The sequence below is a fragment of the Ruegeria sp. AD6 genome, from assembly GCF_056542325.1.
Window position 1 is genome coordinate 217172 of sequence record NZ_JBQFZQ010000005.1, and the last position, 14725, is coordinate 231896.

14 protein-coding genes and 1 riboswitch are annotated in these 14725 nt (G+C 59.5%); of the genes, 2 read left to right on the forward strand and 12 right to left on the reverse strand.

The window, feature by feature from the left end:
- Nucleotides 1–28: 28 nt before the first annotated feature.
- Both ACR0KJ_RS12735 and ACR0KJ_RS12740 read right to left on the reverse strand, forming a co-directional pair.
- On the reverse strand, nucleotides 29–1714 hold the full coding sequence (locus ACR0KJ_RS12735; protein ID WP_170454413.1) for a tryptophan halogenase family protein: 1686 nt from the start codon (nucleotides 1712–1714) through the stop codon (nucleotides 29–31).
- A gap of 213 nt (nucleotides 1715–1927) precedes the next feature.
- A complete protein-coding gene (locus tag ACR0KJ_RS12740; protein ID WP_170454415.1) occupies nucleotides 1928–2443 on the reverse strand; it encodes a hypothetical protein in 516 nt (171 codons plus the stop codon).
- 220 nt (nucleotides 2444–2663) lie between these two features.
- On the opposite strand from ACR0KJ_RS12740, the gene ACR0KJ_RS12745 reads away from it, so the two are divergent.
- Nucleotides 2664–3143 (forward strand): YHS domain-containing (seleno)protein, encoded by a 480-nt coding sequence (locus ACR0KJ_RS12745; RefSeq protein WP_170454416.1) that lies wholly within the window; start codon nucleotides 2664–2666, stop codon nucleotides 3141–3143.
- Nucleotides 3144–3165: 22 nt separating this feature from the next.
- Here ACR0KJ_RS12745 and ACR0KJ_RS12750 read toward each other — a convergent pair whose 3' ends face one another.
- The gene (locus tag ACR0KJ_RS12750) at nucleotides 3166–3789 is read right to left on the reverse strand and encodes a cytidylate kinase (protein WP_170454417.1); all 624 of its coding nucleotides are present in this window, start codon (nucleotides 3787–3789) and stop codon (nucleotides 3166–3168) included.
- An 8-nt stretch (nucleotides 3790–3797) separates the two neighbouring features.
- Nucleotides 3798–5150 carry a 3-phosphoshikimate 1-carboxyvinyltransferase gene (aroA, locus tag ACR0KJ_RS12755; protein ID WP_170454419.1) on the reverse strand — a complete coding sequence of 451 codons (1353 nt, stop codon included), beginning with the start codon at nucleotides 5148–5150 and terminating at the stop codon, nucleotides 3798–3800.
- Nucleotides 5151–5341: 191 nt separating this feature from the next.
- On the opposite strand from aroA, the gene ACR0KJ_RS12760 reads away from it, so the two are divergent.
- Nucleotides 5342–6148 carry a hypothetical protein gene (locus tag ACR0KJ_RS12760; protein WP_170520454.1) on the forward strand — a complete coding sequence of 269 codons (807 nt, stop codon included), beginning with the start codon at nucleotides 5342–5344 and terminating at the stop codon, nucleotides 6146–6148.
- On the opposite strand, the gene trmB is transcribed toward ACR0KJ_RS12760, so the two are convergent.
- From trmB to miaB, 8 genes are all read right to left on the reverse strand, one after another.
- Nucleotides 6145–6855: a tRNA (guanine(46)-N(7))-methyltransferase TrmB gene (gene trmB / locus ACR0KJ_RS12765; RefSeq protein ID WP_480626846.1), complete on the reverse strand. Its 711-nt coding sequence runs from the start codon at nucleotides 6853–6855 to the stop codon at nucleotides 6145–6147. The two genes, ACR0KJ_RS12760 and trmB, sit on opposite strands and share 4 nt — an antisense overlap.
- Before the next feature lie 168 nt (nucleotides 6856–7023).
- Entirely contained in the window at nucleotides 7024–8205 is a 1182-nt protein-coding gene (metK, locus tag ACR0KJ_RS12770; RefSeq protein ID WP_480626847.1) for a methionine adenosyltransferase, read from the reverse strand.
- Between the two features lie 5 nt (nucleotides 8206–8210).
- Nucleotides 8211–8259, reverse strand: a riboswitch (SAM-SAH riboswitch).
- A 21-nt stretch (nucleotides 8260–8280) separates the two neighbouring features.
- A complete protein-coding gene (gene lnt / locus ACR0KJ_RS12775; RefSeq protein WP_480626848.1) occupies nucleotides 8281–9804 on the reverse strand; it encodes an apolipoprotein N-acyltransferase in 1524 nt (507 codons plus the stop codon).
- Nucleotides 9801–10688: a hemolysin family protein gene (locus ACR0KJ_RS12780; protein ID WP_170454429.1), complete on the reverse strand. Its 888-nt coding sequence runs from the start codon at nucleotides 10686–10688 to the stop codon at nucleotides 9801–9803. Before ACR0KJ_RS12780 ends, lnt begins: the two co-directional genes overlap by 4 nt.
- 36 nt (nucleotides 10689–10724) lie before the next feature.
- Nucleotides 10725–11219 (reverse strand): rRNA maturation RNase YbeY, encoded by a 495-nt coding sequence (ybeY, locus tag ACR0KJ_RS12785; RefSeq protein WP_480626849.1) that lies wholly within the window; start codon nucleotides 11217–11219, stop codon nucleotides 10725–10727.
- Between the two features lie 35 nt (nucleotides 11220–11254).
- Nucleotides 11255–12277, reverse strand: coding sequence for a PhoH family protein (locus ACR0KJ_RS12790; protein WP_170520443.1), 1023 nt, complete (start codon nucleotides 12275–12277; stop codon nucleotides 11255–11257).
- Nucleotides 12278–12413: 136 nt separating this feature from the next.
- Entirely contained in the window at nucleotides 12414–13178 is a 765-nt protein-coding gene (locus ACR0KJ_RS12795) for an outer membrane protein (RefSeq protein ID WP_480626850.1), read from the reverse strand.
- A 184-nt stretch (nucleotides 13179–13362) separates the two neighbouring features.
- Nucleotides 13363–14682, reverse strand: a complete 1320-nt coding sequence (miaB, locus tag ACR0KJ_RS12800) for a tRNA (N6-isopentenyl adenosine(37)-C2)-methylthiotransferase MiaB (protein WP_170454444.1) — start codon at nucleotides 14680–14682, stop codon at nucleotides 13363–13365.
- Nucleotides 14683–14725 lie beyond the last annotated feature (43 nt).

The window sequence follows — 14725 nt, forward strand, 5'->3', positions numbered from 1 at the left end:
TTGGTTTTTCGCGCACCCGAAGGGCTTGCTAGAACAACTGCAAGTCCTTCTCGCCGCGTTGAATCTCGGCAAGGTTCGGCATGTTCTGCACCACCAGCGGCGCCGGAGCCGTACCGGGCATCGCCACTGTAGGTTTCGCCGCAACGGCCTTGTCAAAGGCAGGTCGCTTCAGCTCACCCCGGATATCGCGCAGCAGGGTCTTGTGGTCCGGCATCGTCTTGAGGATCTGCGCAAGGTCCACTTTCGCGCCCTTCCACCACTGGAACCAGATCGGCTTTTTCAACGGACGAATACGATCCCGAATGCCGGTGCCATATCCCGTGTCATAGACCTGTTTGCCCAAAAGCACCGTCTGATAGACGCGGAAATTGAAAAGCGTTGCAAACTCGATATCGTGTTCCATCGGCAGGCGGTGCTGCCACAGTTCCAGATTCTCGGCCAGTCGATCCGGGATTTTCATCTCGGTGCGCGCGTCGATCCAATATTGATCATCCGTGCGGTTGCCCAACCGGTAGTGCAGACAGATGAAATCCAGAACCTCGTCATACAGCTTGTTCACCTGCCGATTGTATCTGTCGCGCAACTGCGGCTCGATGTCCCGCGTGGGCAGATGCTCGGCAAACCAGCGGACGGCGTGGTCGATCATGTGGATCGCGGTGCTTTCCAGCGGCTCGATGAATCCACCGGACAGGCCGATAGCGACGCAGTTCTTGACCCAGGCATTGCGCACGCGCCCGACGCGCATCGGGATGACGCGCGGCGTCAGACCTTTGCCGCTGTCGCCCAGCCATTCAAGGTATTCATCCGCCGCCTGATCATCGGTCCGATGCGCCGACGAATACACATATCCGGTGCCCACACGGTTATAGAGCGGCACCCGCCACGTCCAGCCCGCACCCAATGCAGTCGACCGCGTGACGCTTTCGATCTTTTCCGGATCGGGATGTTCGACCTGCAACGCCATGGCGCGATCATTCGGCAGGTATTCAGAGTAGTCCTTGAACGGCTCGCCGAGGGCCTGATTGATGATCAATCCGCGGAAGCCGGTGCAATCTATGACCATCTCGACGTCATGGCGGCCCTTGCGTTCCAGCATCAGGTGGCTGACATTGCCCTGCTCGTCCAGTTCGACCGCCTGCACCTCATCCTGAATATGTTCGACGCCGCGCTTGGTGCAGACCTTAGTCAGCATGCCTGCAAATTTCACGGCATCCAGATGATAGGCATAGCCAAAGCGCTGCTCGAATTCCGGCTGCCCCAAGGCCCGCGCGCCTTTGCACAGACGGGCCAGATCGTCATGAGGTGAGATCGATTGCGTAAAGTCCCGATCCCCATTGCCAAAACGCAGGAAATACTCGGCGGCCTCCAACCCCTCAAGCAACTGCCCATGGGCAAAGGGGTTTACGTAGTCGATCCGATTGCCCTTGGCGTCTTTGTTCCAGTTGCAGAACTTCACGCCCAGCTTGAACGAGGCATTGGTTTCACGGAAAAAGTCACGCTCGGAAATACCCGCCTGACGCAGTGTGACCGGCATGCGCGGTACTGTCGCCTCGCCCACACCCACGGTCGAGATATTGGGGCTTTCGATCAGGCAGATGCGCGGGCGGTCTTTGGGGGCGGACGTGCGGGAAAGCACCATTTCGAGGATAAGCGCGGTCATCCATCCCGCCGTGCCGCCACCCACGATGGTGATTTTGCGCAAACGATTGTTCATGTATTTCTGTCCCTGTTGGCTTGGGGGATTTTATGGCTGCTTCCCCTTATTGTTTGGGGTTTTTGTAGCAGCTGTCCCTTTTTTGCTATGGGAGACTATAGCATCATTCTTGTGTCCAGCTAGGGTCTATGACGCTATATTTTGTTGGGGGTTCCTACACTGCCCGGACCTGTGAACGCTGCAAGCGACAAGCATCAAGTTCAACGTAAACCCCTAGATTTCCTCGCCCTTCTTCAGCAGATCCTCGATCAGCTGCCGCTGCAACTCATCGCTGTCGCCGCCACCGAATTGAATCGCGCCGCCGGTGTAGGATGTGCCATAGGTCGCAGCGATATTCACTGTCTGCGCCAGACCCGAGATCAGCTGGTCCTTTTGCAAGGATGCAAGCGGGTGGATGAACGTCGCCCAAACGGTTCCGTTGGCAATCGCATAACGGGCATCAAGGGCGGTGTCGAAATTGGCCTGCATCATGCGGTGAAGTTCCTCTTTCGACAGCTCATCGGCACTGCGAACCGCCACCATCGCGCGCATCCGATTGGTGCTGACATCGGTGACAACCAAAACCGGCACGTCCGAGATTGTAAGCTGAAACCCCGGCCCAATCGGCTGCGCCTCGGGGTCCAGGGCAAACAGGATCTTGCCCAGCCTTTCATAATCCATCGGAGGCTCAGCCTCTTGGGCGGCAAGACTTCCGGCCAGTAACATCAGCGCAAGGGCGAGGCGGATCATGATCAATCTCCTGCAAGTGTCCAGCTAACCATAGGCGCTGCCATGGCCCCTGACCAAACAAAGCTTAGTGAACAGGATTTTATGCAAGGCCCGCAGGTTTGAACGATCTGCAAAAAACGCGGGCCTTCCTGCGATAACGCGTTCAAAACCCCGCCTCTATGTCTGTTTCACAGGCCGACACCCGGTTCGGCCCGAAAAAGAAAATGAAAAGGACTACACCATGAAGAAACTTGTTTTGACCTCTCTGATCGCAACCCTGCCGCTGGCCGCCGCACCCGCTTTTGCGGCAGATGAAATCAATGTGTCCAACGGCATCTCGGCCGCCGGAGCGCCATTGGCCGCCCACGGAGTCGACCTTGTTGCGCTGGTCAATGACGGCAACCCGGTCGAAGGTTTTGCGACCCATTCCGCCACCTATGACGGGGCGTCCTACTACTTTACCACCGCCGCAAACCGCGAAGCGTTCGAGGCCAACCCAGCCGCCTTCCTGCCACAACATGGTGGCTTCTGCTCGTTTGGTGTTTCGGTCGGCAAGAAGTTCGACGGCGACCCGGATCAATATCTGGTCGCAGATGGCAAGCTGTATCTGTTCCTGAACGCCGAAACCCGCGCCGCCTTCCTGAAAGATGTTGCGGGAACGGCGAAAACTGCTGACGATCAGTGGTCAAAGATTCAAAGCATCGCCGTGGGCGAGTTGTAATCTGACCGATCTGCCCGCGTCGCTACCGTGTCGCGGGCAGTTTCTTTGTTATCACCGCAAGCGCCTCGGCCAGGGCTTCGTCGATGCTCAGGTCGGACGTATCCAGAAGAACGGCATCATCCGCCGCTTTCATCGGGGCTGTGCTGCGTTCGGCGTCGCGGGCATCGCGCTCGCGCACATCCTCAAGCACCTGTGCCCGCGTCACGTCGGCCCCTTTGGCGTGAAGTTCCAGAAACCGCCGTTCCGCCCGCACCTCGGGGCTGGCGGTGACGAACAGTTTCACCTCGGCCTGCGGGCAAATCACGGTACCAATGTCGCGCCCGTCTAGAACCGCCCCCCCTGCCCGCCGGGCAAAGGCACGCTGGAAATCAACCAATGCGGCTCGTACCTCGGGGATCACAGCCACTTTGGACGCGGCCTGAGCGATTTCTGCCGTGCGCAGATCACCCTGATCCAGTTCTTCTGCCGTCAGGGACTGCGCCGCTTCCACAGCTTCCACACCTTGCAGCGTACGGCGGCCAACCGCGCGGTACAGAAGCCCCGTATCCAGATGCGCAAACCCGAAATGCGCCGCGACGGCCTTTGATACTGTGCCCTTGCCCGCCGCAGCCGGACCATCAATCGCAACGGTGAAACTGCTTGTCATTGTCCGACTTACCGATTGTTTCTGACAAGCTGCGCCCCAAGGCGCGCCATCAAAGGCTCGAAGATCGGGAACGAGGTCGCAATCGGGCCCGCATCATCCACCGTCACAGGGCTCTTGGCGCCCATCCCAAGGATCATGAAGGACATTGCAATGCGGTGATCCAGAAAGCTTTCACAGGTGCCGCCGCCGGGGGTGTTGCCAATGCCCAGCCCCTCAACCGACCACCAGTCGTCGCCTTCGTTCACCGTGACGCCGTTGGCCCGCAAGCCGCGCGCCATCGCGTCGATCCGATCGCTTTCCTTGACGCGCAGCTCTTTCACGCCGCCCATCATGGTGGTGCCGGTGGCGTTGGCCGCAACGACGGACAACACCGGGTATTCGTCGATCATCGACGCCGCGCGCTCGGGCGGAACTTCAATCCCCTGCATATTCGGAGAGTATTTCGCGCGCAGATCGGCAACCGGTTCGCCGCCCTCTTCACGCTCATTCTCATAGGTCAGGTCCGCACCCATTTCGCGCAGCGTGGTGAACAGGCCCGCGCGGGTCGGGTTCAGGCCGATGCCCGGAACCAGCACGTCCGAGCCGGGCGTGATCAGCGCCGCGCAGACGGGGAAGGCCGCGCTGGAGGGATCACGCGGCACGGCAATGACCTGCGGTTTCAACTCGGGGCGACCGGTCAGGGTGATGACCCGCCCCTCATCGGTGTCCTCAACCGTGATTTCGGCCCCGAAGCCCGCCAGCATCCGTTCGGAATGGTCGCGCGTGGCCTCTTGCTCGATCACCACGGTTTTGCCGGGCGCGTTCAGACCGGCCAACAGAACAGCCGACTTCACCTGCGCCGAAGGCACGGGAACCTCATAGCGCACCGGCACAGGCTCTGCCGCGCCCACGATGGTCATCGGCAAACGCCCACCCGAACGGCCCACCGATTGCGCCCCGAACAGCGCCAGAGGATCCGTAACCCGCGCCATCGGCCGTTTGTTCAGGCTGGCATCGCCAGTGAAGGTCGCCGTGATCGGGCAGGTCGCCATCGCACCCATGATCAGCCGCACGCCGGTGCCCGAGTTGCCGCAGTCGATCACCTGATCGGGTTCGGCAAAACCGCCGACACCCACACCGTGAACGGTCCATTCGCCGCCGCCGTGATCTGTCACCTCGGCCCCGAAGGCGCGCATGGCCTTGGCGGTGTCCAGAACGTCCTCGCCCTCCAGAAGGCCCGAGATCCTTGTCTCACCAACCGCCATCGCGCCCAAAATCAAGGACCGGTGCGAGATCGACTTGTCGCCGGGGACTTCGGCAGTACCGGTCAGCGGACCGCAGGGATGCGAAGTCATCGGAATGGGCGTACCGTGTCCGGACATGGGGGCTCCTTTTGCGCTATCAGTGCCCAAGCCGCTTAGCGAATTGGGACCGGTTGGTCCAGCGTCAAAGGTCCCGCAAAACGCCGCTTTGGTCCGGCGAACGGCTAATTCTGTGAGAAACGCCGCTTCGGTGCTACAATACCGCCATTCGATTTGATTGATTTTTGAACCTGACATTGAAGGAACACGCCATGGCCGACGCCTTACCCCTGATGGCCCGAGGGCCCCGAGACCTGTTTCACCCCAAAGATCCACTGCGCCCTGAAAGCAAGATTGAACAAAGGCTGGCTTTTCTTGTCGGCCTCGTTGCCTTCGGCCTGCCGTTGATTCTGGCTGGCGGGGCAATCTTTGGCGGCAGCTGCTTTCGCGACAGTATCAGCCATTTCTACTATGCCCAGTTTCTGGGGGCGATCTTTGTCGGGTTGCTTTATTTCGTTGGTGGATTCCTGATCGCCTATACAGGTGATACATTCTTTGAGGACACGCTGAGCAGCGTCGCCGGGTTCGGCGCTTTTATCGTTGCCTCAGTCCCCACATTAGACAGCGGCTGCGAAAGCCATCAGACATTCCTGTCGCGCGTCTTTGTCGAGGTTAAGAACGCCCCGCCCATCAAGGTCGGACAGGCACCGGATCAAGGCTTTTTCAACCTGTTCAGCACCGCCAGCAACTGGCACATGATCGCCGCAGGCATTCTGTTCGTCTATCTGGGTCTCTACTGCCTGATCGTGCTGAAACGGGTCATCCCGCAACGGCACGAGAAGGACGGCGTGATGATCGACAGCAAGCGGCGGCGCAACAAGCTTTACAGCATTTGCGGATTGACCATTCTGGCCTGCGTCGCGGTGCTGGCGATCAAAGGCGAAATCGGCGGGCCGGGTTTCCTTAAATGGTGGAACAGCCTGAACCTGACCTTCTTTGTCGAGGCCATCGCCTTATGGGCCTTTGGGATCGCATGGTTTGCCAAAGGGCGTGCATTCCCTGCGCTGAACGACAGCTAACCCAGTCGACGGAACGTCAGATAGTGGGGCGTACGCCCTTCGCGCAGCGCCTTCTGTTCGTACCGGGTGGAAATCCAGTCGTCCCACGGCTCGCGCCAGTCCGAGGGGCGCTCGGCCAGCCATTCGAACCCTGCGCGGGGGACTTCCTCAAGCGTCTGGCGAACATAATCGGGAATGTCGGTCGCAACCCGGAAGATCGACCCCGGCTTCAGGGCGCGGGCCAGAGGTTCCAGATGCTCGGGCGTGACAAAGCGGCGGCGGTGATGCCGGGTTTTGGGCCAGGGGTCGGGATACAGCAGGAAGGCGCGTGAGATACTCACCTCAGGCAAAACGTCGAACAAGTCGCGGGCATCGCCGGGATGTACGGCCAGGTTTTCGACCCCGGCCTGACGGATTTTGCCCAGCAACATGGCGACGCCGTTGATATAGGGCTCGGCCCCGATGATCCCGATATCCGGATTGCTTGCGGCCTGATGCACCAGATGTTCACCACCGCCAAAGCCGACCTCAAGCCAGACATCCTTGCCACCGAACAGGGTATTCAGGTCCAGAGCGTGGCGTTCAGGGTTGCTTTCCCAATCCACCGCGCCGGGCGACAGGGCGTCGAGGTCTTCGTTCAGATACGTCTTCTGGCTCTGCTTCAGGGTCTTGCCCTTGAAGCGGCCATAGAAGTTTCTGCGGGGGCGTTGGGGGGTCTCGGTGCTCATGGCGGTCGCCTTACTGTGACAACTCACGAGTGGCAAGAGGCAGAGGTGGGGGCCAGCCCGTCGCCATTGGTTTCGCGGACCAATGGCGCAACCAATAGCGACCCCCAGGGTATTTTCAAAAAAGGGAAGAGCGCCCCCGTTAGGGCGCACCTTTTGATCGCAGGACGGTCAGACCGCCGCTTTCAGCGCATCCGTCAGGTCGGTCCGTTCCCAGCTGAAACCACCATCAGCATCAGGTGTGCGCCCGAAATGGCCATAGGCTGCGGTGCGCTGGTAGATCGGCTTGTTCAGTTGCAGATGCTGGCGAATACCGCGTGGGGTCAGGTCCATGACCTGCCCGACGGCCTGCTCAATCTCGGCATCCGAGATTTCCCCTGTACCATGCGTGTCCGCGTAGATCGACAACGGCTTGGAAACGCCAATCGCATAGCTGAGCTGAATGGTGCAGCGTTCGGCCATACCCGCGGCAACTACGTTCTTCGCCAGATAACGGGCCGCATATGCAGCCGAGCGGTCCACTTTGGTCGGGTCTTTGCCCGAGAACGCGCCGCCGCCATGCGGGGCCGCGCCGCCATAGGTGTCCACGATGATCTTGCGCCCGGTCAAACCGGCATCGCCATCGGGGCCGCCGATCACGAACTTACCCGTGGGGTTCACGTGCCATTCGGTTTCGTTGGTCAACCAGCCTTCGGGCAGAGTTTCGCGAATGTAAGGCTCAACAATAGCGCGGATGTCGGCAGAACTTAGCGCCTCGTCCAGATGCTGTGTCGACAGCACGATCGAGCTGACGCCAACCGGTTTACCGTCGCGATACACAACCGACAGCTGCGATTTGGCGTCGGGGCCCAGCGCAGGCTCGGACCCGTTCTTGCGCACCTCGGCCAGACGCCGCAGGATCGCGTGCGAATACTGGATCGGCGCGGGCATCAGCGCGGGCGTTTCGGTGGTTGCGTAACCGAACATGATGCCCTGATCACCGGCACCTTCGTCCTTATCGCCCGAGGCATCCACGCCCTGCGCGATATGGGCCGATTGTTCGTGCAGCAGGTTCGTCACCTCGACCGTCTCGTGGTGGAATTTGTCCTGCTCGTAGCCGATATCCTTGATACAGGCGCGCGCGATCTCGTCGATACGGCCCATATAGTCGTGCAGCTTTTCCTGATCAGACAGACCTACTTCGCCACCAATCACGACACGATCCGTGGTCGCAAAGGTTTCGCACGCCACTCGTGCTTCGGGTTCTTCATTCAGAAATGCGTCAAGGACGGCATCCGAGATCCGGTCGCAAACCTTATCCGGGTGCCCTTCGGAAACCGATTCCGAAGTAAATGTATAGTTCTGTCTGGACATAAAAGTGCTCCATTAAGATTTCTCTGTCACGCCAGGAAGCCGTTGTGACAGGCTTTTGCGGGGATACGCGCCTTGTTAAACCGGGTCAATCGGTAATTCAGATCGCCCCCTTCGGGCAAAGGCCAAGACACCGGCGAAAAGCAACAATAGCGCGACAAAGACAGCTTTATCCCCGATTTGGGAATAAATGGTCCGAGCCTGCGGTTGTGGCAAAACGGCATCGACATAGCCCGCCTCACCCAAGGGCAAGGACGCGGTAACCCGACCCAGCGGATCGATCATCGCCGACACTCCGGTATTGGCGGCGCGCATCAGGGGCAGGCCTTGTTCAATGGCGCGCATACGGGCCTGCACCAAATGCTGGTAGGGGCCGGACCGGGTGCCGAACCACGCATCATTTGTGATCTGCAACAGGAAATCCGCCCGCCCCGGCGCGCCGCTGACGTCCTGCGGGAACACGGCCTCGTAACAGATCAGCGGCACGGCACGGCCCAAGGCGCCAATGTCCAACAGCTCTGGCCCCGGACCGGCGCTGAAGCCGTGGCCCGTCGTTGCAGCCAGACCGTGAATGCCGAACTGGCCGAGCAGATCGCCAAACGGGATGTATTCCCCAAACGGGGCAAGATGGTGCTTGTCATAGAGCCCTGTCCGCGCGCCAACCTCATCCAGATAGATCATCGAGTTATAGATCCGCGGGCCGTCTCCGCGCTGAATGCCCAGCACAACGGGCGTGCCCTGCGCCGCATCGGCAATGGCTTCGAGATATGGATCGGCGCTGCTGAGCCATGCGGGAACCGCGGTTTCCGGCCAAACGATCAGATCGGGCCGCGGCTCGGCCGCGGTGAACTCGATCTGCCGCATGAAGAACAAGGGCGCATAGGCCGGGTCCCATTTCTGGTGCTGAGGCGCGTTTGGCTGGACCAGCCGCACTGTGTTTTCGGTGTTCAGAACAGATGGCCTTGAACCGGCATAGCCCAGTGTCAACGCAACGCTTGCCACAACAAAAACGGCGGGTACAAGAAACCCACGCCCGGTTCGCTGGCCCGTCAGCGCCGCACCAACAGGAAGCGTCACCATCAGCATCAGCGCCCCCAGACCGTAAGGCCCAATCAAGGACAAAAGCTGCGCTGCAGGCGTATCGATCCAGACCTGAGCCAGTCCAGCCCAAGGAAATCCGGTCAGCACATATCCCCGCGCAAACTCGGCAAGCGACAGGGCCAAAGCCAAAAACAGGGCCTGTCGCATTGCGGTCCCGCGCCCGTGCGAGACCCAGAACGCCGCCGCCCAAAACAGCGCCAACCCACCCGCCATGAAGACAAGGGCGAAAGGGGCCATCCAGGCGTGGCGTTCTGCATCTACCTGAAATGGCTCGATAATCCAGCTTAGAGCATGGGCGAAATATCCGGTCGCAAAAGCCCAGCCCAACCAAGCCGCACGAGCACGGGTTTCAGATGACAGGAACAGCGGAGCTATCAGCACAAAAGCCAGCAGAGTGGCGACCCAGTACCCGAAAGGGGCCAGACCAAATGCGCCCAGCGCCCCCAACGCGGCGGCTGCAACAAATCTCAGGCTGAAGGGCCAGCCCCGGACAGGGGTCATGCAGTCACGTCCGGCAGCATGACACGCAGGCGTTTGATGCGCCGGGGATCGGCGTCCAGAACCTCGAACTCGGGGCCTTCTGGGTGCAGGACGACCTCGCCCCGCGCAGGCACGCGACCCGACAGCAGGAACACAAGACCGCCCAAAGTGTCGATTTCTTCCTCGTCCACATCCTCGTGGCTGGTCAGGGACCGGCCGATCTCGGCCTCGAAATCCTCAAGCGGCACGCGGGCCTGAACGATGTAGCAGCCAGGCTTTTCCTGAACCCATAGCTGATCTTCGTCGGCGTCATGCTCGTCGGCGATCTCACCCACGACCTGTTCGATCAGATCCTCGATGGTGACCAGACCATCGACGCCGCCATATTCATCGATCACAAGCGCCATGTGGCGGCGCTCGGTTTGCATCTTGGTCATCAGCACACCGATCGGCATCGACGGCGGCACAAAAAGCAAGGTGCGCAGCATTGACACCAGATCGAACTCGGCCGATCCGCCGTTGAACCCATGCGTCAGCGCGAAATCCTTGAGGTGAACAAACCCAAGCGGCGTGTCCAACGTCCCTTCATAGACCGGTATGCGTGACAGGCCGCTTTCGCGGAACAGCTGCGCCAACTCGTCCTTGGTGGTTGTCGAGGGAACCGAGATGATCTCGGCCGTGGGGATCGCAACGTCTTCGACCCGCATCCGGCGCAGGTTGATCATGCCTCGGGGCTGATGGGCCGCGACCTGCTGGCCGTTGACAGAACTTTCCTGATCTTCGTCCTGACCGGTAAACGCGTCAAAAATCCGAGAAAAGAAACCGCTTCTCTCAGCTATTTCCGTGGTGCTGTCCTGTGGTTGCGCGCTGTGCGCCGCCCTAGAACTGCCGTCTGTGTCGCCCATTTTCCTGTTCCAATTGTCCGGGTGAAAGTACCCGCTTCATCCATTATATGGGTTATCGATACCCAGTTTGCCAAGTATCTCGACCTCAACAGCCTCCATCAAGGTGGCATCCGGGTCACGAATGTGATCATAGCCCAGCAAATGCAACATTCCGTGAATGATCAGATGTGTCACGTGATCACCTGTGGATTTCCCCGCCTCGGCAGCCTCGCGCGCGCAGGTGTCATATGAGATCGCGATGTCGCCCAACGCAATTTCGCCCGTGAAATCCGACTCGGGCCGGTCGGGTTTGCCGCCCGGCTCCTCGGCGGCAAGATCCTCGGCAGGCCAGCTGAGCACATTCGTGGGCGTGGGTTTGCCCCGGAACTCAGCGTTGAGCTGGGCGATGCGGTCGTCATCGCAGCCCAGGACGCTGATCTCGCAGATTTCGGCGTCTAACGCGCAATACTCCAGAACCGTCGCAATGGCTGGCTTGGTCAACGCCTCCAGCCCCTGCCAACGCGGGTCTTCGATTGTTATTTCCAGGTTCATATTGTCAGCCCAAAGCCCCGTCTCGGGGCCATGGATCAACCTGTCTCACGGCCCGCATCGGCCTCATACGCTTCGATAATGGCAGCGACAAGCGGGTGACGCACCACATCCTTGGATGTGAAATAGTTGAAACTGATATTCGGGATGGTCTTCAGCAGCCGTTCGGCATCGGCCAGCCCCGATTGCACGCCGCGCGGCAGATCGACCTGCGACCGGTCGCCGGTGATGACCATGCGGCTGCCCTCGCCCAATCGCGTCAGGAACATCTTCATCTGCATGGTCGTGGCGTTCTGCGCCTCATCCAGCACCACAAACGCATTGGCCAGCGTGCGACCGCGCATGAACGCCAGCGGAGCGATCTCGATTCGCTTTTCCTCGATCAGTTTCGCCAGCTGCTTGCCCGGCAGGAAGTCGTTCAGCGCGTCATAAAGCGGCTGCATATAGGGATCGACCTTGTCCTTCATATCGCCGGGCAGATAGCCCAGCTTTTCGCCCGCCTCGACGGCAGGGCGGCTGAGGATGATGCGATCCACGTGTCCCCCAAGGAACATCGACACGCCAACGGCCACGGCCAGATAGGTCTTGCCGGTCCCCGCCGGCCCGATGCCAAAGGCCAATTCGTTGTTGAACAGCGATTGCACATAGGCTTTTTGCGCATCCGTGCGCGGCTCGACCAGTTTCTTGCGCGTCTTGATCTCAACCGCGCCGCCCTTGAACATCTCAAGCTGATCGCCGTCGCGACTGCCCGTGCCCTGTTCGGAATTGCCCATGCGCAATTCGCGGTCCACATCGGCGGCTTCGACGTCGCGGCCACCCTCCAGACGGGCATAAAGCGACTGCAAAACCTCAATCGCCTGCTTCTGAGCATCCTCTTCGCCCATCACAACCAACTGGTTGCCACGACGCACGATCTGCACGGAAAGCTTGTGTTCGATGTCCGTCAGATTGCGGTCATATTCGCCGCAAAGATCAATCAACAAACGGTTATCGGGAAACTCTACAAACGCCTCGCGCTGGGGCATTTCATCTTGCGGTGGGGTCAGGGCACCGATGGCCAATCCGTTCTCCTGTCTTGGCGTTTCACCCCAAGCGTAGACAACAAATCTTGGTGGGCGCAAGCCACAGATTCAAAAATTCCGATTCGGATGACAAAACCGCCAACCGGCCAGCACGAAAGGACATCAAGGACCCGTGTCAGAACGTATAGTTGAGGCCAAATTTCAGCCCCTGATATCCGGGCGTGGATTTGGTGGAAAAGTCGGATCCGAGATCCACATCGCGCGAGTCGAAGCGGATATATTCATACTCTCCGGTGATCGACCAATTGTCGTTCAACTTATGCTCGGCCCCGATACTGGCCGAGAATCCTCCACGGCGGTCCGAGTCTTCAAACGACTGGCTGGCGAATTCGGACGAGATACTGCTGGTGGTTTCGATATCGCCCCAGACATATCCAACGCTCACGAAATACAGGATACCTCCGCTTTTGTTGGTCAGGCCATTTCGCAGGCGCACGGACAGCACATTCGAAATCTCAGTTCCGCCGCGCACCGTATCGCTGCCGATCTGCGTTGAGACAGTATCGTCCAACGAGCCGAAATTGTAGCCAACCTCGAACCCGTAGACATAGTCTCGACCCAGGCTTGTCGGGACAACGCCCCGCCAACCGCCGCGGATTTCACCGTAAGATCCGCTAACGTCCTGTTCGCCAATCGCAAAAACATCGGTACTGGTCCTCAGGCCAAAGCGATCATCGCCGCCCGATCCGTAACCTGCCCCCAATCCAAGGTAGAACGCTTGGACATCGCTGCTGTAACGCAACGGGCTGACCACATCCGGTTCGGTGATATCCCCGATCACATCCCCCGCCATGGTCGCACTGGCCAGAATGGTCACGACCGAGGCCACCGGCAAAACACGCCAGGGACCCGGTATTTTCAATGCCCTAAGAACTTCCACTCGTACCCTCCATCACACGTCGACAAGGCCTGTGATTCGACGCCCAACGACAATTGAAAGACGCTTCCATATTCGTCTGTCAAAAATCTGACCTTCGTCGGAACATAGTTCCAAGCAATAAATCAAGGGTAAATTTTGGAAACAAACACCACAATTGGCCATTCATCGACGGATAATCGTCAACCTAAAGCAGTTCACCCGCCAGCGAATTTGCCCCCGATTCGGTGATGCGAACGTCGCGCAGATCTCCAACCGCTATTTCAGGGCCCTTGACGTGAACCGAATGCAGATACTCGGATTTACCCACCATCTGCCCGTCAAGACGCCCGGATTTTTCGAACAGGACACGCACCGTCCGGCCCACCATCGCATCCTGAATTTCGCGTTGATGGCGCGTGATCAAGGCCTGCAAGCGCTGTAAACGATCATCGGCCGCATCCGGATCCACCTGCGCCCGCTCTGCCGCCGGAGTACCCGGTCGGGTCGAGTATTTGAACGAATAGGCATAGCCGTATTTGACCTGCTCAACCAAATCCAGCGTCGCCTGAAAATCCTCTTCGGTTTCTTCCGGGAATCCGACGATGAAGTCACCCGACATAACGATATCGGGACGCGCCGCCCGGATACGCTCGATCAGGCGCAGATAGCTTTCAGCCGTGTGGCTGCGGTTCATCCGTTTCAATATCCGGTCGGAGCCCGACTGAACCGGCAAATGCAGATACGGCATCAGTTTCTCGCAGGTGCCATGTGCCTCGATCAGATCATCCGCCATGTCGTTGGGGTGCGAGGTGGTAAAGCGGATACGCTTCAGCCCATCAACCTTGTTCAACTCCCAGATCAAACCCGCCAGCGTCATGTCGCCATTTTGGCCCGCCCCGTGATAGGCGTTGACGTTTTGACCCAGCAGGGTGATTTCGCGGACCCCACGTTCCACCAGATCCTGCGCTTCGCGGATGATACGATCCGCCGGGCGGCTGACCTCGGCCCCGCGGGTATAGGGCACGACGCAAAAGGCACAGAACTTGTCGCAGCCTTCCTGCACTGTCAAAAACGCCGTCGGGCCGCGCTTGGCCTTGGGGCGGTTCTTCAGCTTCTCGAACTTGTCCTCTTCGGGGAAATCCGTGTCCAGCGCCTTGGCCCCGGTACGCGTCTTGGCCTCCATCTCGGGCAAGCGGTGGTAGCTTTGCGGGCCAACCACCAGATCGACCAGCGGTTGACGGCGCATGATCTCTTCGCCCTCGGCCTGCGCTACGCACCCGGCAACGCCGATCTTCAGATCGGGTTTCTCGGCCTTCAGGCCCTTGAACCGACCCAGTTCGGAATACACTTTCTCGGCCGCCTTTTCCCGGATGTGACAGGTGTTCAGCAGAATCATATCCGCATCATCCGCCGACTTGGTCTCGACATAACCCTGCCCGCCCAGCGTCTCGGCCATGCGCTCGCTGTCATAGACGTTCATCTGACAGCCATAGGTCTTGATAAACAGCTTTTTCGGTTCGGACATGGATCGGGCCTTTGCAGTCGCTGGATCGGCGTCATCTATATGC

Coding starts and splice junctions, on each gene's coding strand:
- ybeY (WP_480626849.1), bottom strand. CDS start 11,219: ATGAACCTGGAAATAACAATCGAAGACCCGCGTTGGCAGGGGCTGGAG.
- trmB (WP_480626846.1), bottom strand. CDS start 6,855: ATGAGCACCGAGACCCCCCAACGCCCCCGCAGAAACTTCTATGGCCGC.
- ACR0KJ_RS12760 (WP_170520454.1), top strand. CDS start 5,342: ATGGCCGACGCCTTACCCCTGATGGCCCGAGGGCCCCGAGACCTGTTT.
- ACR0KJ_RS12740 (WP_170454415.1), bottom strand. CDS start 2,443: ATGATCCGCCTCGCCCTTGCGCTGATGTTACTGGCCGGAAGTCTTGCC.
- miaB (WP_170454444.1), bottom strand. CDS start 14,682: ATGTCCGAACCGAAAAAGCTGTTTATCAAGACCTATGGCTGTCAGATG.
- lnt (WP_480626848.1), bottom strand. CDS start 9,804: ATGACCCCTGTCCGGGGCTGGCCCTTCAGCCTGAGATTTGTTGCAGCC.
- aroA (WP_170454419.1), bottom strand. CDS start 5,150: ATGTCCGGACACGGTACGCCCATTCCGATGACTTCGCATCCCTGCGGT.
- ACR0KJ_RS12750 (WP_170454417.1), bottom strand. CDS start 3,789: ATGACAAGCAGTTTCACCGTTGCGATTGATGGTCCGGCTGCGGCGGGC.
- ACR0KJ_RS12745 (WP_170454416.1), top strand. CDS start 2,664: ATGAAGAAACTTGTTTTGACCTCTCTGATCGCAACCCTGCCGCTGGCC.
- ACR0KJ_RS12735 (WP_170454413.1), bottom strand. CDS start 1,714: ATGAACAATCGTTTGCGCAAAATCACCATCGTGGGTGGCGGCACGGCG.
- metK (WP_480626847.1), bottom strand. CDS start 8,205: ATGTCCAGACAGAACTATACATTTACTTCGGAATCGGTTTCCGAAGGG.
- ACR0KJ_RS12780 (WP_170454429.1), bottom strand. CDS start 10,688: ATGGGCGACACAGACGGCAGTTCTAGGGCGGCGCACAGCGCGCAACCA.